The sequence below is a fragment of the Pseudoalteromonas sp. NSLLW218 genome (assembly GCF_015864775.1).
Lineage (GTDB): Bacteria > Pseudomonadota > Gammaproteobacteria > Enterobacterales > Alteromonadaceae > Pseudoalteromonas.
Genome location: NZ_JADYWO010000003.1, coordinates 57351 through 78845 on the forward strand (window position 1 = coordinate 57351; position 21495 = coordinate 78845).

General features: G+C 38.1%; 16 protein-coding genes and 1 tRNA gene. 6 read left to right on the top strand and 11 right to left on the bottom strand.

The window, feature by feature from the left end; genetic code table 11:
- Positions 1–15: 15 nt before the first annotated feature.
- The 3 genes from nrdA (at position 16) to yfaE (ending at position 3766) form a co-directional block, all read left to right on the top strand.
- Positions 16–2298, top strand: a complete 2283-nt coding sequence (gene nrdA, locus I6E80_RS05105; protein ID WP_182733173.1) for a class 1a ribonucleoside-diphosphate reductase subunit alpha — start codon at positions 16–18, stop codon at positions 2296–2298.
- Positions 2299–2363: 65 nt separating this feature from the next.
- On the top strand, positions 2364–3494 hold the full coding sequence (gene nrdB, locus I6E80_RS05110; protein ID WP_007583038.1) for a class Ia ribonucleoside-diphosphate reductase subunit beta: 1131 nt from the start codon (positions 2364–2366) through the stop codon (positions 3492–3494).
- Complete coding sequence (gene yfaE, locus I6E80_RS05115; protein WP_165721553.1) at positions 3494–3766, top strand: class I ribonucleotide reductase maintenance protein YfaE; 273 nt, start codon at positions 3494–3496, stop codon at positions 3764–3766. Before nrdB ends, yfaE begins: the two co-directional genes overlap by 1 nt.
- Before the next feature lie 79 nt (positions 3767–3845).
- Here the strand turns inward: yfaE and pbpC are convergent, their stop codons facing one another.
- From pbpC to I6E80_RS05135, 4 genes are all read right to left on the bottom strand, one after another.
- Positions 3846–6191: a penicillin-binding protein 1C gene (pbpC, locus tag I6E80_RS05120; RefSeq protein WP_231616734.1), complete on the bottom strand. Its 2346-nt coding sequence runs from the start codon at positions 6189–6191 to the stop codon at positions 3846–3848.
- 16 nt (positions 6192–6207) lie between these two features.
- A complete protein-coding gene (locus tag I6E80_RS05125) occupies positions 6208–12132 on the bottom strand; it encodes an alpha-2-macroglobulin (protein WP_170070971.1) in 5925 nt (1974 codons plus the stop codon).
- 65 nt (positions 12133–12197) lie between these two features.
- On the bottom strand, positions 12198–12791 hold the full coding sequence (locus tag I6E80_RS05130) for a DUF1287 domain-containing protein (RefSeq protein WP_024600259.1): 594 nt from the start codon (positions 12789–12791) through the stop codon (positions 12198–12200).
- A 27-nt stretch (positions 12792–12818) separates the two neighbouring features.
- Positions 12819–13292: a hypothetical protein gene (locus I6E80_RS05135; protein ID WP_024592381.1), complete on the bottom strand. Its 474-nt coding sequence runs from the start codon at positions 13290–13292 to the stop codon at positions 12819–12821.
- Between the two features lie 284 nt (positions 13293–13576).
- Between I6E80_RS05135 and I6E80_RS05140 the strand changes: the two genes are divergently transcribed.
- Positions 13577–14572, top strand: a complete 996-nt coding sequence (locus I6E80_RS05140) for an alpha/beta fold hydrolase (protein WP_197184986.1) — start codon at positions 13577–13579, stop codon at positions 14570–14572.
- 136 nt (positions 14573–14708) lie between these two features.
- Here the strand turns inward: I6E80_RS05140 and I6E80_RS05145 are convergent, their stop codons facing one another.
- Together I6E80_RS05145 and I6E80_RS05150 are read right to left on the bottom strand one after the other, a co-directional pair.
- Positions 14709–15137, bottom strand: a complete 429-nt coding sequence (locus tag I6E80_RS05145) for a hypothetical protein (RefSeq protein WP_024600261.1) — start codon at positions 15135–15137, stop codon at positions 14709–14711.
- A 199-nt stretch (positions 15138–15336) separates the two neighbouring features.
- Positions 15337–15516, bottom strand: coding sequence for a hypothetical protein (locus I6E80_RS05150; protein ID WP_197184987.1), 180 nt, complete (start codon positions 15514–15516; stop codon positions 15337–15339).
- Positions 15517–15798: 282 nt separating this feature from the next.
- Here I6E80_RS05150 and I6E80_RS05155 point away from each other — a divergent pair, with 282 nt between their 5' ends.
- Both I6E80_RS05155 and I6E80_RS05160 read left to right on the top strand, forming a co-directional pair.
- Complete coding sequence (locus tag I6E80_RS05155; protein WP_182736467.1) at positions 15799–16188, top strand: YkgJ family cysteine cluster protein; 390 nt, start codon at positions 15799–15801, stop codon at positions 16186–16188.
- A 215-nt stretch (positions 16189–16403) separates the two neighbouring features.
- Complete coding sequence (locus tag I6E80_RS05160) at positions 16404–18788, top strand: TonB-dependent receptor (protein ID WP_197184988.1); 2385 nt, start codon at positions 16404–16406, stop codon at positions 18786–18788.
- Between the two features lie 156 nt (positions 18789–18944).
- Here I6E80_RS05160 and I6E80_RS05165 read toward each other — a convergent pair whose 3' ends face one another.
- From I6E80_RS05165 to I6E80_RS05185, 5 genes are all read right to left on the bottom strand, one after another.
- A complete protein-coding gene (locus I6E80_RS05165) occupies positions 18945–19565 on the bottom strand; it encodes an FKBP-type peptidyl-prolyl cis-trans isomerase (RefSeq protein ID WP_024600265.1) in 621 nt (206 codons plus the stop codon).
- A 69-nt stretch (positions 19566–19634) separates the two neighbouring features.
- Positions 19635–20021: a hypothetical protein gene (locus I6E80_RS05170; protein ID WP_083707547.1), complete on the bottom strand. Its 387-nt coding sequence runs from the start codon at positions 20019–20021 to the stop codon at positions 19635–19637.
- A 54-nt stretch (positions 20022–20075) separates the two neighbouring features.
- A tRNA-Ser gene (locus I6E80_RS05175) sits at positions 20076–20166 on the bottom strand.
- A gap of 158 nt (positions 20167–20324) precedes the next feature.
- The gene (locus tag I6E80_RS05180; protein WP_197184989.1) at positions 20325–20702 is read right to left on the bottom strand and encodes a hypothetical protein; all 378 of its coding nucleotides are present in this window, start codon (positions 20700–20702) and stop codon (positions 20325–20327) included.
- Positions 20703–20905: 203 nt separating this feature from the next.
- Complete coding sequence (locus tag I6E80_RS05185; RefSeq protein ID WP_197184990.1) at positions 20906–21454, bottom strand: NAD(P)H nitroreductase; 549 nt, start codon at positions 21452–21454, stop codon at positions 20906–20908.
- Between the last annotated feature and the right edge of the window lie 41 nt (positions 21455–21495).

Consider the following 21495-nt stretch of genomic DNA (forward strand, 5'->3'; position numbering starts at 1 on the left):
AAGGAATACAGGCAAATGAACCAACAGTTATCTGTAAGCAAACGTGACGGGCGCAAAGAGCCACTTGATCTGGATAAGATCCATCGCGTTATTGAATGGGCCGCCGAAGGTTTAAACAACGTTTCGGTTTCGCAAGTTGAATTAAAATCGCACATTCAGTTTTACGACGGTATTCGTACCAAAGACATCCACGAAACCATCATTAAAGCAGCAGCGGATCAGATTTCAAAAGAATCGCCTGATTATCAATACTTAGCTGCACGTTTAGCTGTATTCCATTTACGTAAAAAAGCGTATGGTCAATTTGAACCACCACGTTTATTTGACCACGTAACAAAAATGGTTGGCGATAAACGCTACGATGCTCACTTATTAGTAGATTACACAGAGCAAGAATTAGACGAGCTTGATGCATACCTTGATCATTCTCGCGATCTTAACTTTAGCTACGCAGCTGTAAAACAGCTTGAAGGCAAGTACCTCGTTCAAAACCGTGTATCGGGTGAAATATACGAAAGTGCACAGTTTTTATATATTTTAGTAGCAGCAAGCTTATTTTCAGACTACCCACGTGAAACACGTACTGATTACATCAAACGTTTTTACGACGCGGTATCATTATTTAAAATATCTCTACCAACGCCAATTATGTCAGGTGTACGTACGCCTACTCGCCAGTTTAGCTCGTGTGTATTAATTGAATGTGGCGACAGCCTTGATTCAATTAACGCTACATCGTCTGCAATCGTTAAATACGTATCACAACGCGCAGGTATTGGTATTAACGCTGGTCGAATTCGTGCTTTAGGTAGCCATATTCGTAACGGCGAAGCGTACCACACAGGTTGTATTCCTTTTTATAAGCACTTTCAAACAGCCGTTAAAAGTTGTTCGCAAGGTGGTGTACGCGGCGGCGCTGCAACTTTGTTCTACCCGCTTTGGCATCTAGAAGTAGAGAACCTACTTGTACTTAAAAATAACCGTGGTGTAGACGACAACCGCGTTCGTCACCTTGATTACGGCGTACAGTTTAATAAACTAATGTACTCTCGTTTAATTAAAGATGACTACATTACATTATTTAGCCCATCAGATGTGCCTGGCCTTTACGATGCATTTTTTGAAGACCAAGCTGAGTTTGACGCACTTTACGTAAAATACGAACAAGACGAGTCTATTCGTAAAAAACGTATTAAAGCCATTGAGCTTTTCTCTATGTTTGCGCAAGAACGTGCAAGTACAGGTCGTATTTATTTACAAAATGTTGATCACTGTAATACACACAGCCCATTCATTTCTAAAGTTGCGCCAATTCGCCAATCTAACTTATGTTTAGAAATTGCATTGCCAACTAAGCCACTTAACAACGTAAATGACGAAGAAGGCGAAATTGCCCTTTGTACACTTTCTGCGTTTAACTTAGGTGCAATAGAGTCACTTGATGAGCTTGAAGAGCTAGCTGAACTTGCAGTACGCGCACTTGATAACTTACTTGATTTCCAAGACTACCCTGTACCGGCGGCTAAAAATGCAACTATGGGTCGTCGTACACTAGGAATAGGCGTGATTAACTACGCTTACTACCTAGCTAAAAACGGTAAGCGTTATTCAGATGGTAGCGCAAATGCATTAACACATAAAACCTTTGAAGCTATTCAATATTACTTAATGAAGGCATCAAACGAGCTTGCTAAAGAGCGTGGCGCATGTCCTAAGTTTAACGAAACAACGTACTCTCAAGGCATTATGCCAACAGATACGTACAAACGTGATTTAGATAAAATTTGTGATGAGCCACTTCATCTTGACTGGGATACACTACGTGCAAATATTAAAGAGCACGGTATGCGTAACTCAACACTAAGTGCATTAATGCCATCAGAAACATCGTCGCAAATCTCTAATGCAACTAACGGTATTGAGCCACCACGTGGACATATTAGCGTTAAAGCAAGTAAAGACGGTATTTTAAAACAAGTTGTTCCTGAGTATGAGCGTTTAAAAGATCAGTACGAGTTACTATGGGACATTCCATCAAACGATGGTTACTTGCAGCTTGTTGGTATAATGCAAAAATTTGTTGACCAAACAATTTCTGCAAATACAAATTATGATCCAAACAAGTTCGAAGGCGGTAAAGTACCTATGCAAGTCTTATTAAAAGACTTATTAAGCGCGTACAAACTAGGTGTTAAAACCTTGTATTACCACAATACTCGCGATGGCGCCTCAGATTCACAAGAAGATACTCCAGAAGTGGAAGATGATGATTGTGAAGGCGGCGCGTGTAAAATATAACTGCTGATTTTTATTTTAAGCGGGCATTTAGCCCGCTTTTTCTGATAGTTTTTTGAGTGATAAACATGTCTTATACTACTTTTAGCCGAAACCATAATAATCAAATGCAAGAGCCAATGTTTTTTGGCCAAACTGTAAACGTATCTCGTTACGACCAACAAAAATACCCAATTTTTGAAAAGTTAATTGAAAAGCAACTGTCTTTCTTTTGGCGTCCTGAGGAAGTAGATGTAAGTAAAGACCGTTTAGACTTTCAAGCATTACCAGATCACGAAAAGCATATATTTTTAAGCAACTTAAAATACCAAACACTACTTGATAGTGTACAAGGTCGTTCGCCAAACGTGGCTCTACTTCCAATTGTATCACTACCAGAGCTTGAAACATGGATAGAAACGTGGGCGTTCAGTGAAACAATTCACAGCCGCTCATACACGCATATTATCCGTAACGTAACACAAGCCCCTGAACTTATTTTTGATGACATTGTTAGCAACGATAAAATTAGCGAACGTGCTGATGCCGTAACTAAATATTACGATGACTTAATTAACTCTGTTTCGCTTTACAATTTATACGGTGAAGGCAAGCACGAGATTAATGGTAAAACTGTTATCGTGAATTTGTTTGAGCTTAAAAAGAAACTATACCTAGCTATGATGTCGGTAAATATTCTTGAAGCGATTCGCTTTTACGTAAGCTTTGCATGTTCGTTTGCGTTTGCTGAGCGCGAGCTAATGGAAGGTAACGCTAAAATCATCAAGCTAATTGCACGTGATGAAGCACTTCACCTTTCGGGTACTCAGCATATTTTAAACATTATGCAAGACGGTAAAGACGACCCAGAAATGGCGATTGTTGCTGCCCAGTGCCGCGATGAAGCTATTAAAATGTTTGTTGACGCAGCGGAGCAAGAAAAAGAGTGGGCCGAATACTTATTTAAAGATGGTTCAATGATTGGCTTAAATAAGCATATTTTATGTCAGTACGTTGAATACATTACCAATGCACGTATGACTGCGATTGGCTTGCCTGCACAGTTTGAAAATAACAGTAACCCTATCCCATGGATCAACTCATGGCTAGTGTCTGATAACGTGCAAGTAGCACCACAAGAAGCAGAAATAAGCTCATACCTTGTTGGTCAAATAGACTCGCAAGTTGATGCATCAGAATTTGGTGATTTTGATTTATAATGAGTGATAAGTCTACTGCAAGTGTAACACTTGCAGAAAACAGCCAGTGTATAGAGTTTACCGCTGGCTGCCCTTCTCTTTTACACTGCTTAGAATCCATGAAAATAGACGTTGCATTCCAATGCCGCGAAGGTTACTGCGGCGCCTGTAGAGCAACGTTAGTGTCAGGTAGTGTTGAATATAACGAAGAGCCACTTGCGTTTGTGCGCGAAGGCGAAATACTCCTGTGCTGCTGTAAACCCAATGGCAATGTAAGTATTAATTTAAAGTAGTCTAAACGCTAAATACAGTTTATAAACGCCAATCTAATTGTTTAATACCCGATAACTAGCTCTTTAGCTTATTTACGTATCACTGAACGAGCTTTACACGCATTGAAACTGATGCGCTACGCCCTAAATTATCAACCACTCTTACGTCAAATTCGCCTACTTGCGGGTGCCAGAAAAAAGGCGTATCTCGCTCTACTTTACCAACAAAGCTGTTATCTACAAACCAATATAAAATACGTGAGTCTGTATCTGTGATTGCGCTAAAAGGCAGGCCTTCTTGCTTCAATTTACTGGCTCTTATCGTGTAGCTAATTAAATTACTCGGGGATGTAATACTCGGTGCTGAGCCTCGTGTACTCGTGTCATTAATTAAGCATGAATCTAAATAAGGTGGAGGCTGGCGTTTAACAATGCCTGCTTGTTTAAATAATCTGACTAAGTCAGATGGCCAAAATTCATAAACTGCCTTTGTAGTTGTAGATTCAACATACTGACAAGCACGTAATCCCGATACTTTATCAATATAAATTTCACGATGTACATCGGACACTTTAATTGGCGACTTACCTGGAATAAAAAGCCCTTTTTCTGTTTTAGGGCAATGCACATCAGGTAAATCACCTGTTGTTGAACAAATATCTACTTCTGTAATATTTAAACCACCTGGTTTTATATTGCCTTTGATTAAGCCGTAACTATCTAATGAACGTATTATTTCAAAAAATAAAGGCGCGGCTGCTTGTCGCCCAATAAAAGATGGGTGCCCTTCTCCTGAGAAATTACCGACCCATGTAGCTAAAACATACGGACCAACAATACCTACTGACCATGCATCGCGAAAAGCAAATGAAGTACCTGTTTTCCAATATACAGGATATGATTGTCTTCTTTCTTTTTGAAATGAAATTTCATCAACTGCACTATTTTTACTTAGCATTTGTAAAGTCAGGTAGGCTGCCTCTGGGCTGATGAGTTGCTTGATATGATTGTTTTGATTATTTGGGTTGTTTTGGTTAATAACAGTGGCGTCTTTTTTTAATATAACTTCATCCTTATACACCCCTAAATTAGCTAACATAGCGTATAACTTAACGAGCTCTAGCATCGTTACTTCACTGCCGCCCAGCGCAAGCGCTAAACCATAAAACTCTTTGGGCTGAAGCTTTTTAACATCGGCTGCAACGAGTAAATCGTATAGCCCAACTTTTTGTAAGCGATACATCAAATTAACAGCAGGCACATTACGGCTCAGCACTAGCGATTCAGTAGCCGATATAGGCCCTAAAAACTGCTGATCGTAATTCTCTGGTGTATATCCTCCAAAGCGTTTGGGGGCATCTTTTACAAGCGTTAATGGATGAATTAACCCTTCGTCTATAGCAAGCGCATAAATAAATGGTTTAAGGGTTGAACCTGGTGAACGTTTAGCTCTTACACCATTTACTTGACCGCTAATGTCATTATTAAAAAAATCCACAGAGCCTAATTCAGCAACTACTTCCATAGTTTTATAATTTAGTAAAATAGCAGACGTATTACTGAGCCCGTCTCTATGCCTGCGATTAATGTAATTTCTTGCATGGCGCTGAAGTAAGTTTTGTAAATTAAGGCCTATCGACGTTTTATATTCTCCAGGCTTTAGGTGCGGGTACTCGCTTTGTAAATTGTCAATAAAATGTGGAGCTTCAAAAGGCAAGTCTGAAGAGGCATATACCTTTATCGGTAATTGCATAGCTGCTAGCCAATGTTTATCGTCTGGGTGGGTTTCAAGCCAACGAGTAAACAGTTTTTTTCTTGTTTCTAGCAATACCAGTTTAGCCGATTTTTTAATGGGATTTCGTTTGGTTGGGTTTTGCGGGATTAAGCTAAGTAATAATGACTCAGGTAAATTAAGATCAATAGCTGGTTTCTTAAAATAAATTAAACTGGCTGCACCAACACCTTCAATATTTGATCCATAAGGCGCTAAGTTAAAATACGCCTCGAGTATTTGGTTTTTACTGTAGTGTCTCTCAATTTGTAACGCTCGAAGTATTTGTTCTACTTTTCCAAAAATAACATGCGTGTTCATCCCAAAGTGCAACCGGGCTACTTGCATTGTTATTGTTGACGCACCGACTCGGTGACTTCTTTTAATATAGCTAGTATAAAACGCATTTATTAAAGCAATAAAATCGATACCAATATGCTCATAAAAGTCTTGGTCTTCATACAATAAAGTAGCTTGTTGAACGCTCAAAGGGATTTTATCTATTGGCGTCCATAATCTATATCTATCGTCTGCGGCTAAATTTAAACGAAGTAATTTATCACTGCTATCGTAAAAAGCCGTTGAGTAAGCATTGGGCTGGGTAATATCAGGCTTTGGAGTAAACAAATACAACAGCACTGCAAGCAGTGCTGTTGTAAAAAAAGCCGTTTTCATTATAAAACTAAACTTTTTATTTAGCGGCGGTAACATCAAAACGACCCGATTTTGAGTGCGCTTTAATACTTAAATCATACATAGATTCAGCATAAGCCGATGGCACTACAAAGCTGCCAGATGTAGTAGCCTTAATCTTGTAAGTAAGCTCAGTCATGCTATCGCCAAAGCTGCCATACAATATAACGCGATCCTCTCGTATATCTTTATAATCAGAGGTCCAGCGATTATAACTATTGCGAACGCTGTCTCTGAGTACTTCAAACCCACCAGGTAGTAAATCAATAACAGCAACATCCGAAATATTTTTACCCGTTGTACTACGCACTCGTAATACAACGTTTAGTTCTTGACCTTGAACAGCGGTGGTTATCACATTACCTTTATCGTCTTGGTATTCTCTGACAACTTCTAAACCATTACTTAATGACTTTTGTGGCACGTTTGTATCAAAACCAGCTTGGCTCATCATGTAAAATGAGCGAGGTGGCGCTAATACATCAAGCGTTTTAACGTCATTTAAAAACGAGGCTTTAGGATAAGGTGTATAGGTTATGTCTAATGCCTCTTTTTCTGCCATTGTCGTTGTTGCCATTATTTTTACATCTTCAGGCTGGGCTTGTGATAACGCAACTTTTGAGTATGCCGTCATAGCAAGTACAGACCAAGCAGACGACAACGTGTTGTAGTCTCCTTTAAAAATAGGGTCAACGACATTAAACAAATCATCTTTAGTTAACTGCTTTAAGCGAGCAGGAAAATGTTTTGATAACAAATAAATATACTGTCCGTCGTGAGCTAAACGTGAGTCGTAAGCGCCCCAATTATCGTGCTGGGTATCTTGCCCAATTTTATAGCTATTGATCAGTGCTTGCGCTTTATCGCTTGCACGTAATAGCTGATAAGTTGCGCCCATAAACGCGGACGTTATATCTTGTTGCCATACTTTGCTATTACTCGCATTTACACTTTTTTCTAAATCAGATAAGTAATTAGTTGTTACCTCACCTTGTCGTGTTAGCAAATAAATAGCATAAGCGCGGTTTCTGTCATTCGTCTCTAAAGATCGGCTCGCTATACTGCGCACACCTTCAAAACCACTGTTCCACATATCATAAGGTATTGCTACGCCCGCTTCTTTTGCATCTAATAAAAAATGCATAACATAAAGAGAAGAATAAATAGATGCACTAGAATTACCCGGCCATAACATAAATCTGCCATCAGGTAACTGACGTTGACGAAGGGTATCTATTAAGTTGTTTATACGCTCATGTTTATAAGATACATTGCCCATATAACTTGGGTGTTCTAAATAACTCAGCACCGGAAACACACTACTCACTACTTGCTCGGTACACATATGAGGAAAGTTATCTAAATAACTAATAAGACCATCAACAAGCGCTAACGGGCTTTGTGAAGCGGTAATATTATTTTGTGATAAGTTAGGATATAGCTGTCTCGAAACCACTATTTCTTTTTTACCTGATTCACTAAAGCCACTTTCAAAGCTACTAACAAATGCAACCGCAGGGCGCACACTTAACGTTGCCGTGCGTTGGCTAACATTGTCACCCGATAACGCAGTAAATGTAATTGATGCAGCGCCAAGCTTATCAAGCACTTTCACTCTAAACGTTAATGTGTCTTCTGATTTTTCATCAATATTTAGCGTTAATTTTTTATCGCTTATTATTTCAATGTTGCTTGAAGTAAGCGCTTCTACCGTAATTGGCAGTTGTTTACCTGAATCCTCAACGCCATTAGCAATACCAAGTACAATATTAAACTCATCGCCTGGTGCTGCTGTCGTTAATACATTAGGAGTTAATACAAAGGGCCCTTTCACAAGTGTTGTACTTTCTTTAACACCAACACCCTCGTCATTTACGGCAATAGCAATTACACGTACCTGACCTGCAAAAGTATCTGGGATAGTAAACGTATGTTTTTTCGTTTTAGCATCAGCCGATAAAATACCAGACCAAAATGCGACTGGTTTTTGTACCTTACGAGAAAACGGGTTAAGTTGCTTGCTCTTGCGGTTCATTGCCATTGATTCTGCATAACCACCACCCGCAGCTGCAAGCTCTTGCACTAGTTTAAATTCAGGTAAAATAAGATCAACAATTTGCATGGTACTGACTTCTAAAGCACGTTTTTGTAAGAAGTGATTTAACGGCTTTGGCGTCCGATAATTCGCCACTTGTAAAATACCTTCATCTACAGCAAATAACAGAACACGTGAAGGTGATTTGGCACTATATGAAATGACTAAATCGTCACCTGGTTTTACTTTATCAGGTATGTTTACGTCAAAATCTATTGCGCGTTTACTACGATCAATCGCAAATGGTTTAACTGCGTAGCTTAATGGGCTTGTAAATATTTCTTTCGATTCAAGGCTTCGAACAAATGAAACATTAACATACGCATTGCCTTCTATCCCTTGAGGTAACGTTATGGTTTGTATGCTACTTGTTGTTTTACTCTCAAACCATTTAAAAGCGTGTACTTTATTAGTTTCAATTGTAATTAAACCCGAGCCAACATAAGGCGCTACAATACTTATTTCAATTGTTTCGCCCGGTTTGTAATCCGGTTTATTTAATTGAACTTGCAGTTCAGCATTCTTTTCAAGCTTACCCGCTAAGTTACCCGTGCCGGTTATCGTAAATGATACCCTACTAACGGTATTCCCTTTGCCATCAACGAGTTCTATTAAGTAATCACCTGGTTCAGCAGTGGGTAATTCGTAGTTTGCGCCATCTTGTTTAATGTAAAACGGATTGCTTGATACCTGTTTGTTTTTTCTAACCGATTGGTACTTATAAGTGCCGTTATTTTGTTGCACCAACGTAGATACATATTGTTGTTCTATTAAATTTAGCGATAAATCATCACGAGCTACTTGCTCAGTTTCTGAATTAATATTAATAAATTTTACAACACGTTTTGACTCTTTTGATATGTAGCTTAAATCGCCATCGGCTTTATAACCAACTAACTGCTCAACGGGTGAAACAAGCACCGAGCTGCTTGCACGAACACTTTTACCACCGCCTTCTTCATACCCTTGTACTGCAAAATTTAACTGATAAGTACCTGCCTCATAGCGAGTTAAGTCAATATCAAATTCTGCCTTGCCTTGTTCATCAGTTTTGGTTTCGGTTAATGATTCATAACTGTGTCTAATATTTTTTCCTTCACTGTGGGGATCAGAAAACACATAATCTTTGTATTCATTAAAGTAAAAACCAGCTGGAGATAAATGTAAATCAGCAGTAACACGTCTATTTTGAGCAGGTGTACCAAATAAGTTTTGAAGGCTCACCAATGCTTTAAATTTTGAGCTGTTTACCCACCCCTTTGCAGATGATTGAGAAAATTGACTACTAATTTTCAATCTATCGGGTACAAACTCTTCAACTTTAAACTGAGTACTGCCTAATTGGTCGCGGCTATTATTATTTTTAATAAGTTGAACCGATACATAATACGTTCCGGTATTGGCGCTATTTTGTGTTTTAAAGTCAAAATCAAGCAATCCATACTTATCTAAGCTCACTCGTTTATTATAAACAGTTGTCCCTTTAGGATCGGTAATTATAAGTTCAAGCGGTATATCGCCCAGTTTTGCAAAGTTTTGTTGCTTCACAATCGTGGCAAGTTTAACACTATCGCCTGGTCGATAAATTCCACGGTCAGAAAAAACAAACGCATCTATTTTATTACTACCACTGAGCCCAGAACTTACACCGCCGGTATCAAACCGAGAGTAGTTAACCATTCGAGCATAGCGATTATAAGGAATAAAAGACATGTCACTTTTAGTTTCGACTACAAAAGCAACGGGAGTTTGATCATCAGTAAACCACGTTGTGTTGTCGAAAAATGCGTGCCCGTCAGAATCTGTTTTAGCATTTAAAATAACTAATCCGTTTTTACCCAATAACGACACCTTCGCTTTTGCTACCGGTTTTCCTGTTTCAATAGATTGGACAAATATATCGCGAGATCCATCTGCATTATTTTTTACCAAAATACCTAAATCAGTAATAAGGATAAGTCGTTTTTCTTGGGGTCCATATACGTAATTATCTTCTGTATTTAACGCTTGAGCATTTATAAAAAATAAGCCTAAACCAACTGACTCATTATACTTACTACTCAAATCAATAGATGAATAGACCGCTTTTTTAGGGTGCTCCGATTTTAAATTAACTTGTCTGGTAAAAATTGAACTTATGTTTTCTTCTGTAAAGTAATAATTATTAAATTCTGGATTAGAAATATCACCACTGGTTTGACTTATAAGGTGGTTAATTTGATTGGCTTCTACCCTACCTACTTTAACTTGAAGTGCGTTTACACCGCGGGTCAAAAATGACAATTTATGATCGCCATTTTTTGATAATATAGACCCTTTAGACATAATATTTACTTGTGTCGGATAAGCCGGCGTATCTAAAATAGTGTCGTATTTATTCACCATCCTAAACTCACCCGTCGACTTCAATCCCTTATCAATCGCGATATAAACTTGCTGGTTTTGAGGGGCGTCAAACGTAAAACTGTGTAACTTAGCGGTATCTTGCGCGGTAGGAATCGCATTTAACTTAACTTTTTGAGATTGCTTAAGCACTGCATCAGTAACCTCTCGTGGACTACCGAAGTACTTATAATTACCTTTTGAATCTTTAGTCGGTAATACGTAAGCAACTGTTTTACTAACCACATCTTGCGATGAAATATCATCTGTGAAGTCTAAAACAAGTGTTTGTTCGGGCTCCCCTTGCGTATTTTTTACCATCAACACATTGGCAGTATTTACTCTAAAAAAGCTATTTACACTTGGGATCAACACGGCGTCTTTAATCTCTACTGTTGTTTGAGAAGGACCCATAACCGGCTTTACACCGCTATTAAGAACAAAATACAGATAGCTTTCGGTATCTTGAATACGTATTTGCTCTGAAGTAATGTAAATCTCTCGTTGATGCTTGTCGTAAGTAACATCAAATTTGTATTGTGCTAGTTCGTTTTTGCCATCTTGCTCAAGCGATTGAGTCAGCTTTAAATTATTTTTTATGGTGCTTATATCTGTTGGGTGAGTCGCTTTTAATGTTGCAATCACCTTGTGACTTTTTTTAACGTTAGGATCTTGATAAAAAGCGAGTGAGCTAAGCGTTAGTTCAAAATCGGGAGTTTTAAATACATGCTCATTATCGCTTAGATGTATATCACTTTTAAAAATAGATGAATCAAAACGTACCTTATATTCTTGCCCTGCTGACCAATCTTGTTTTGGGATAAATTTAAGCTGGCTTTCACTATTCCAAGACCACTGTCCAATTAGCTCAGGCGTGACTTTTATACCTGTGGGAATCACTTTGCCAACAAGCGCAAGCTTGGCCACAGAGTAAGACACTGCATCCGTGTTTTCTACATCATCTAAAACGGGAGTAAAATCAATATAAAGCGGTTCAGGGTTTAAAACATCAGATAAAGTGGTAACAGCAGGTGTAGAGTGAGTTGCTTTGTAACTAATTGGCTGTGGTAAGGAAAGAAAAAAACAATAGCCTGCTATAATTAATATCAACATTAGCACGGCGCTAAAAAATGCTGTTTTGCGCTCTTTAGCAAACCTAAGCACATTATTTATAGCAGTAATTAACCATTTCGGTTTATGCCAAATAATGACACCAAATACATTTAAAATAACAAAAAATGTGGTCAGTAAAACCCACACACTGCCAACTGTTTTTTCGGTTACATTCACGTTGCCAAGTAAGCTTGCAACCAAACTAAACAAACCCGTTCCTATGGCTGAAAAAGCAATACTCATAAATAAACTAGCTATTTTGGGAGCGAGTTTACTTTGTTTAAGATTAACCTCTTTTGGGTTAGCCTCTTTTGAATCGGTTTTTGTATTCACGTTCAAAATCCTTTTTATTTATACTGCAATATCAATAAATGAGAGAACTCATACTTATAATCTGGTTATTTATATTCTTGTGGGACGAAACGGTAATGCCCCGTAATTTTAAAATCGAAAAGCATGTCGCTTTTTTCAGGTCCTCGACCAATATTATGAACGATTAATGGATTCCCTGTGTCTTTTGCTAACTCATTCACAACCATACCAATGTGCGGCACATTACCTGGCAGCATCCACGTTACAATGTCACCCGTTTTATAGTCGTTCACGTTACTTGATTTAGCGAGCACTTGGCCATGATTTTTAAAGTAAGCCTGTAAGTTTGGCACACGGCGGTGGTCTATATTTTTATCCGGTTTGGTTAAACCCCAAATACGCTTAGAGGGATATAGCTCAAAGCTTTTTAACATGTCCTCATGCACAAGCTTTTGCAAATCAATACCTAAAAGTCGATATGATCGAATAACTACATCGGTACACACCCCTACATTAGCGGGCACATCGCCACCCGGATAAGTAATAGAGCGATAAGACCCATCATAGGTAACGTTATGTGTTGTTCTTTCAAGTAACGCAGCCACAATATCGTCATCAAACGATGCCGCATAGGCATTTACACTAAGTAAGCTCAGTAAAAAAACAGTAAAGCGTGTCATATGCAATCCTTTGAAAATGTTAATTAACTACAACGCTTGAACCACGTGTTCAGGCACGTTTATTTTCTTGCCATTATTTGTAAAGTGCTTATCAAGACCATACGCCATGACTTCAAGTGGCGCAGCATCATAACCAACCTGCTGAATTTCGGTTATGTAACGCAACATAAAAGCCTCGGCGCCAAGTTCACTCCATTGGGCTACGTGAACAAGTTCATGAAAATGCACAGCTAAATTATCAGCTACGTAAGGAAGCATGTAATAAGTGTTTTTGTATGTAGTACCTGCGGCATCCATGTCAATAAAATCGTCTAATCCCATTTCACGCAAAAAAGGAAAGTTAGGTTTGGGTATTTCATCGACAATAACGTAAAAGGCATTTTTTAAAAATTCGACAGGATAAAACCCTGCAAACTCACTGGCAAATTTCTCACAGCTAATTCTTTGGGTTTTATATTTAATATTTGTTGCATCAATCCATTGTTCTATTTGTTCGAGCACGTCCTTCCTCCAAAATACTCACTTAACATTGTATAAATGTTGTAAGCCAACAACTCAATTATAACAAAAGTAAATTAACGAATCTCTTTTTAAAGTACAAAAAGCTGCTAAAAAACCACTTACCCTCTAATCAACTATATATTTGGTAATGTGCTTTAAAAACACAGGTATTGTTACTGTGTCCTTATTAGTAGTAACTTGTAATTATTAACTGAATGCAATTGTGTAAATAACGGGTCTGGTAAATTAATAAAGCGTCATTGCCAAAAATAACGAGTTTACTTATGCCCACAGATATACAAAAAAATCTTAAAGTAAAACCTGCTCACATCGTCTCATTTATTGTGTTTTTATTAGTTTCAATATCTACACTTACCGCTAAAGTGTACGCCGCTGATGCTGTATGGCCTTCAAAAACCACCTACAAATATGCAAATGTAAACGGTAAAAAAATATTTTACCGAGAAGCTGGCATGCAACATAAGCAAACCATTGTGCTTTTACATGGCTATCCGTCGTCTTCACACAGCTACCGAGAATTGATCCCGCTTTTATCAGGTCGTTATCATGTAATTGCACCCGATTATTTAGGTTCAGGATACAGCGAACGCCCAAACCCAGAAACTCAAAAATATACGTTTGAATTACTAGCTCAATACGTTGAAGGGTTACTAACAACGCTTAAAGTAAAGAGATACAGCCTATATATACAAGACTTTGGAGCTCCTGTGGGCTTTAGAATGTTGTTAAATAACCCTAATAAACTTGATGCACTTATTGTACAAAATGGTAATGCGTATTTAGATGGGCTAACCCTACCGAGGCAAGCATTTTTTAAAGCCGCGAATGAGGATAAATCAAAAGCGCAGAGTGATAAAATTTATTCGTTCACGTCTGAACAAGCCATTATTAATAAGCAGTATTTACGAGACGTACAAAGTAACCCAGAAGTGATGAGCCCAGATAGCTGGACGCACGATCTTCACTTTTTACAAACCAAATCTGATAGAGTAATTCAAGTACAGCTACTACAAGATTACTACAACAACCTTCTCGACTATCCAAAGTGGCAAGCTTATTTACGCAAGTACCAACCACCAACGTTAATTGTATGGGGTAAAAACGACCCTGCGTTTATAGCCGCAGGCGCTAAAGCATACTTAAAAGATGTACCGAACGCTGAACTGCATTTACTCGATTCAGGGCACTTTAGTGTTGAAGAAAAACCAGTAGAGATTGCAAAGTACATTGTCGATTTTATGAATAAGCTAGCTAAATAGTAAGCCTTTTCTTTTGGTTTAGTATTTATAGCGAACATAAAAAAGCGCTGAGGGTATAAACCATCAGCGCTTTATTAAGCTCAAGCTAAATCCACAAAAATCACATTTAATATGGATAAGTTATGCTTTTATGTATTTAACCTTCTTCTTCAATAAGCGACTCTAGTAGGTCGTGTATTTCAGCTTTAAGCTCTTTGTCTTCAATTTTATTGGCGCTGACTTTAGCATTTTGAAGGTTTTTAATGGCTTCATCTTTTTGGCCAAGCTCAAGTTGTAATGTGGCCATTGAAAAAGAAACCGACGACATGTGATCTTTGTTATTAATCGCAATCGACTTTTCTAATGCTTTTTCGTAAGTCGTGATTGCCTCTTCTAACTCTTCGGTAAAATCAGCTAAGGTTTCCCATTGTACAGGATGATCTTTTGAGGTATTTTCGTTTTCAATACAAATAGCTTTTAACTCTGCAAATAACGATTCAAACTTTTCACGGTTATTTTTATTAGCCGCCGCCATTAAATCTTCTGCAAGGTCGTGTACCGCTTTATATACTTTTGTGTTCATCATCACTGGTTATCCTTTAATGCAGCTAAACTTATTTATTCACTCAATTTAGCTAAAATGTATCATTACAGTCATTATAAAATGTATTTTAACAACTGATTTATTTAATTTGGTGTATAGCGTAATAATACATTAATAATGAACATCGCGTAGGCGTTAAACACACCGTAGTTAAACTTTATCGCAATTACACTTGGTAAACTTACACACTGAATAAACTTGCAACCCAATCCAACGTAAAGATGGTCGTAAACACTTTGAGTGCAATGACAACTGTAAATAATAGGATGATTACCGCTTTAGCTTTGCTACTTTTAAGATTGTTCCAATACAATAACTTTGCATTAAATTCTGTTTTTAACTTAGTAACAGCCTCTTTCATAATAACGCCCTGCTTAGGTATCTGCGCTCAGCAACATTTAACAATCACACAATTGCTCAAGCGGGGTTTGTAACATTTTTCGCTACCATTAGAGTAAACCATTAAATAAAGCCTGTACTATATAAAATGTAACAAGAGGTTTTAACAAGTTATTGTATCTAACTATTGTTTAAACACCCAAAAATTAAAGGATAGGTAAATTCAGTAGAGCGTTAATAATAAATTTGGTGCTACACTAATAACTAACTTAAATTCGTTAACAGCCAACTAAATTAGCCAATTATGAAAGAATGCAACCAGTGTGGTAAATGCTGTATTAAATATGGCGGCGGCGATTTAAGCGCAACGAAAGAAGAAATAGATTTATGGGAGCTTTTTAACCCCGAAATTTATGAATACGTTAAAAACTACGAAATTTGGTTTGACCCAAAAACAGGCTTAAGACTTCAAGTGTGCCCATTTTTAGAAATTGCGCCCAAAAAAGATCCTCTCGCTAAAAACATGTATACCTGCAGCATCTACCTCGACCGCCCAGAAGACTGCCGCCACTACCCTAGCCTTATTTCGGAGATGATCCGCGATGAATGCGAAATGATTGAATCTGTAGATATAACAAACCAGACAAGAGCGCAGCATAAACTAGATGCAATAATGATAGATAGCCGCTATTAAATACATAGATTTACCAGCTAGCGCTATGAGTTATTCGGCCATATGGATAAGTTTTCTATTCACAAACCTATTATTTGAATTTCTATAGTATTGGCTTAATCGTCATTTTTAGATTATTCATCGCAAAATACAAAGTTATACTATAACATTGTTGATTCGTTAATTTTGCGGTGTTATATTATATCACAACATAATAACCACGAACCGATATATCCATGACAAAGTTAACATTAATCTCCTCTGCTATTTTTTCTGTTTTATGTTCTCAATCAGCTTTGGCTGCAACTGTTACTGGTAAAGTAATGGATGATAAAAATCAACCAATTAAAAATGCCTCTATCCATGTTCATGGCAAAAACCAAAGCGTAAAAAGTAATGATTTAGGCGAGTTTGCTATCGAAATCGATGCAAACAGCCAATTACATATTAGTAAAGACAACTACATAGACTCTCGTATTGCTGTTACCGAATCTTCAAACAATCTGTCTGTGTCACTTAAACCAACATCGGTTGAAACAGTGGTTGTTTATGCCTCTGCACTTCATAAAAACAGCTTAGAAATGATATCGCCAGTAAGCGTGCTCTCAGGTGATGAATTAAGAAATAAATCTAAACCAACACTTGGCGAAACTCTTAAAGGTTTACCCGGCGTAAATGCAAGTTACTTTGGCCCAGTATCATCAAGCCCGATTATTCGCGGTTTAGATGGCCCTCGCGTTAAAATCACACAAAATGGATTAGATGCCAGCGATGCATCGCGTATTGGTCCAGACCACGCGACATCAAGCGACAGCCTAGCGGCAGAACAAATTGAAGTCTTACGCGGTCCAAGCACCCTACTTTATGGCTCTGGTGCAATTGGTGGCGTTGTAAACGTGGTTGATAACCGTATTCCTACTAGCAATATCGACGAGCTTACAGGTGCAGCTGAATACAGCCACGATACTGTATCTAACGCAAATACAGTTGCTGCAAAACTTGAAACCGGTAATGAGGGTTTTAACTTTCATTTTGATGGTACAAAACGCAGCGGCGATGATTACCAAACACCAAACTTTACTATCACCGATGATGATGGCGATGTCGAAAAAGAAGATTCAGTAGAGAACACCTTTATTGATAGCGAAACGCTTAACTTTGGTACTAGCTATGTTGGAGAGCACCTAACGGTAGGTTTTTCTTACGGTAGCATTGATACCGATTACGGGATTCCGGGACATGAACATCACCACGAACATGATCACGAAGGCGAAACTGAAGAAGAACACGAAGAGCATGAAGATGAAGAGGCTGAAGAAGCCGTTTATGCACATTTAGAGCAAGACCGTTGGCAGGGTTTAATAAGCTATGCACTGCATAACAATTGGATTGAAACCATTAACCTACGTGTTGGCTATACCGATTACTCGCATAGCGAAATTGAAGACGGTGCTATTGGTACAACTTTTACCAATAAAACCACTGAAGCACGCTTAAATGTAGAACATAAATTTGCTGATTGGCATGGCATGGTTGGCTATCACTACAGCGACTCTGATTACGATGCAATTGGTGAAGAAGCATTTACACCAGCAAGTGTAACGACAACTAATGCACTTTATTTATTAGAAGAACGTGAATTTGGTGATGTAACCGTTGAACTTGGCGCGCGTATCGAAGATTACAAAATAGAAAGCCAAATTTCGGAAGTTGAGCATGGTCATGATCACGACGATGACGAAGCTGAAGAAGAACACGACGAAGAAACACTTGGTTACAGTAAAAGCTTTACTAATTTAAGTGTATCAGCGGGCGCAATATGGCAGTACAAACCGGGCCATAGTATTGCGACAAGTATTTCTCATTCAGAGCGAGCTCCACTTTCTGCAGAGCTTTTGTCAAATGGTTTACACATTGCAACAGGTACGTATGAGCTTGGCCTTGGTTACAACATTGAAGGTAATGAAGCGCATTTTGAGCCTGAAAATATTAAGCAAGAAACTTCAACTAACTTAGATTTAAGCTTTAGACGTTTTAGCGGTGATTTTGGTTACACAGTTAACTTTTTCTATAACGATATTAAAAACTTCTACTTCCAAGAAAATACAGGTTTAGTTTACGATGAAGAAGATGGTTTAGAATCGGCTATTGGTGCACATGATGATGCCGTTGCGGTTTATCAGTTTACCAGCAAAGATGCAGAGCTATATGGTATTGAATTTGATGCTCACTATCAAATTACATCAAGCGCTATGGTTAAAGTATTTGGTGACTCAACTCGTGCAAAACTTAAAGATGATGAAGGTAACCTACCGCGTATTCCAGCCAATAAATTAGGCTCGGAGCTGCAATATGATTTAGGTGATTTACAACTAACGCTTACAGGTACTCATTACTTTGATCAAAACGATGTAACTGCGTTTGAAACACAAACCGATGGTTATACGTTATTTGACGCACAAGCTAATTACCAACTTGATTTAGGTGCGGTAGATGCACAACTTTATATAAATGTAGATAACATTACCGACGAGTTAGGTTTTGTACATAGCTCATTTATTAAAGATAAAGCACCGTTACCTGGCAGAAACTTTCGCTTTGGTATCCGCGGTTATTTTTAATAGCTAACAAATACCTCTTTACTTTATATATTTAAAAACCGCATTTTATTAATGCGGTTTTTTATTTTTAGCATACATAAAGTTCTTAAATTACAGACACAAAAAAGCCGCGTTCAAATTGAACACGGCTTTTTAAATTCTTAATTAATATTTAAATTAAGAAAGGATTTCGTGTAACTCAACATCAAATACAAGCGTTGAGAAAGGTGCGATTGCAGCACCTGCGCCACGTTCACCATAAGCTAGCTCATGAGGAACGTAGATACGCCATTTAGTACCTACAGGCATCATTTGTAATGCTTCAGTCCAACCTTTGATCACGCCACCAACTGGAAATTCAGCAGGTTGACCGCGCTCGTATGAGCTATCAAAAACAGTACCGTTTACTAGTGTACCGTGGTAATCAACACGTACTGTAGACTCAGCTGTTGGCTTTTCGCCTTCGCCAGTTGCTAATACTTCATATTGAAGACCAGACTCAGTTACTGTGATTTCAGGACGTTTTGCGTTTTCTTCTAAGAATGCAATACCTTCCGCAGAAAGTACTTTTGACTCTTCTTCACGACGAGCTTGAATCTCTTCGTTAATTTTTTCGAATGCAGCTTGGATCTCAGGGATCTCAACTTGAAAAGCGCTACCAGCGTACGCATCTTTCATGCCTTCAAATACTGAATTTAGGTTTAAGCCTTCAAAAGGATTAGACTTAAGTTGCTCACCCATTTGTAAGCCAATACCGTAACTTGCTTTTTCAGCATCTGTAGTAAAATTATCTGACATAATGTGTTTTTCACGTTTTGTTAGTTAAAAGACGCATATATGCTATCACAAAATAAACCGTGTTTGGGGCTAGTTTTTGCTGAGTTTCACCTTAATTAGGCCAACAATGTAGCTACAAAGCGGTAAACTGAATAAAATTCCAGCAAGTAAAGGAATTGCTAGCAATGCTGACTCACCAAACAGTAAATAAGGTACGCCAAGGAGTCCTACACAACCAATAAAAATAGAACCGATTACCGGCCAATGTTTGTCGTATTTGGTAATTAGATGAGCAGCTAAAATATTAAAGCCCACACAATAAACTAAAGCGGTAATAAGAGAATTTTCTGGCTGTGCGTCACTCGCCATTTTGACTAATAAAGTAATGGCACTTTGATAGCAGTAACCAAACACAGTCCATAATAAAACATGCTTTATTAATTGCTGCGAGGTTGAAAGGTTTGTTGCTTTTGTCACTTACTAAACTCCACAAAGCAAAAAACCGCCCATAAGGCGGTTTTTTTTAAATAATGGTGGAGAGATAGGGATTTGAACCCTAGATGGGCTATAAACCCATGCCGGTTTTCAAGACCGGTGCATTCGACCACTCTGCCATCTCTCCGCACGGCGCGAATAATATGGCTAAATACGTAACTTGTAAAGAGCTAAATATAAATTAATATAAAATATTAATTTATTGGATGAAATACATCCACTTTGTTATTTTATTAAGCTATTCACTTTAATGAAAGTCTAGTTAATGGACTAAAATGAAACGCATTAATAATATTGTTTTGGTCTGCGAGCAATCCAAGAACAAATTAAACAAGCCAATATACTCAGTGCAGTAAAGGTAACGCCTTGAAAAATTAAATCAAATCGATTTAAATCATCACTTGGTACTACAACAAACATAAAAGCAGGTAGCACACTAAGCGATAAAACGTAGCAGCATACTTTAAATGCACGCCCGAAGTCGAAACGTTTGGACTGGTGCATCCACCATGTTAACAACATAAGCATACCCATTGCTGAACCGGCTATGAAATGTGATGCGTTTGTGCTCATTGCAACATACAGTGTTACAAAAGCACCAATGATTCCCCAAATTGACCATGCTAGCCAATTCTCTTTTTCACGTAAAAATAAATTTCCCATAGTTTTCGTCTTCTTTATCGTTATTTTTATTAAGACTTTCCATAATGTATCAAAAAACAACCGATTAAAAAACAAACTGAAGAAGATTTAGTAAATTTAGTGCTTCCAAGCGCTTCTTACAGCCAAGCCATTAACTTTTGAATAATACTCTTTGTAACCTTAATGAATTATGACTATGTAAATTGCGCAAAGTTCATACTATTTCACAAATTACTAAAATAGTGTTCTGGCTTATGGCGAGGCGACTTTTTACAATCGACTTCTGGTGTACCTATATATAAATACCCTACTATTTCATCTTGCTCATGTAAGTTAAGCGCTTTTTTAACTGCTGCACTTTGTGCAAAGTAGCCTGTACGCCAAACACCACCTAATCCTTGAGCGAATGCAGCTTGTTGCATCGCAAGTACGCTGCACCCTGCGCTTTGTACTTGTTCTATTCGAGGAACTTTTGGGTGTTCTTGATATCTAGCAATTGCTATTACAATCATAGGCGCACGAAGGGGAAGCTCTTTAGCACGATTAATTACTTTTTCTGCCTGTTGCTCTGCTACCGCACTTTGATGGTAAATTTCACCTAGTTTATCGCGTGCATCACCTTGAGCAACAATAAACTGCCAAGGCGCAATACAACCATGATCAGGAACACGTAATGCTGCTTGCTTAATTATGTCGAGCTGCTCAGGCGTAGGACCCGGCTCTGTTAGTTTAGAGTCTGATTGGCGGGTAAGTAAAAGCTCGATAGCGTTCATAACGATTCCTCAAAATTCAAAACGCTAGAGTAACATTTAAA

Coding starts and splice junctions, on each gene's coding strand:
- I6E80_RS05160 (WP_197184988.1), top strand. CDS start 16,404: ATGACAAAGTTAACATTAATCTCCTCTGCTATTTTTTCTGTTTTATGT.
- yfaE (WP_165721553.1), top strand. CDS start 3,494: ATGAGTGATAAGTCTACTGCAAGTGTAACACTTGCAGAAAACAGCCAG.
- I6E80_RS05155 (WP_182736467.1), top strand. CDS start 15,799: ATGAAAGAATGCAACCAGTGTGGTAAATGCTGTATTAAATATGGCGGC.
- I6E80_RS05130 (WP_024600259.1), bottom strand. CDS start 12,791: ATGACACGCTTTACTGTTTTTTTACTGAGCTTACTTAGTGTAAATGCC.
- I6E80_RS05140 (WP_197184986.1), top strand. CDS start 13,577: ATGCCCACAGATATACAAAAAAATCTTAAAGTAAAACCTGCTCACATC.
- nrdB (WP_007583038.1), top strand. CDS start 2,364: ATGTCTTATACTACTTTTAGCCGAAACCATAATAATCAAATGCAAGAG.
- I6E80_RS05145 (WP_024600261.1), bottom strand. CDS start 15,137: ATGATGAACACAAAAGTATATAAAGCGGTACACGACCTTGCAGAAGAT.
- I6E80_RS05165 (WP_024600265.1), bottom strand. CDS start 19,565: ATGTCAGATAATTTTACTACAGATGCTGAAAAAGCAAGTTACGGTATT.
- I6E80_RS05185 (WP_197184990.1), bottom strand. CDS start 21,454: ATGAACGCTATCGAGCTTTTACTTACCCGCCAATCAGACTCTAAACTA.
- I6E80_RS05180 (WP_197184989.1), bottom strand. CDS start 20,702: ATGGGAAATTTATTTTTACGTGAAAAAGAGAATTGGCTAGCATGGTCA.
- I6E80_RS05150 (WP_197184987.1), bottom strand. CDS start 15,516: ATGAAAGAGGCTGTTACTAAGTTAAAAACAGAATTTAATGCAAAGTTA.
- nrdA (WP_182733173.1), top strand. CDS start 16: ATGAACCAACAGTTATCTGTAAGCAAACGTGACGGGCGCAAAGAGCCA.
- pbpC (WP_231616734.1), bottom strand. CDS start 6,191: ATGAAAACGGCTTTTTTTACAACAGCACTGCTTGCAGTGCTGTTGTAT.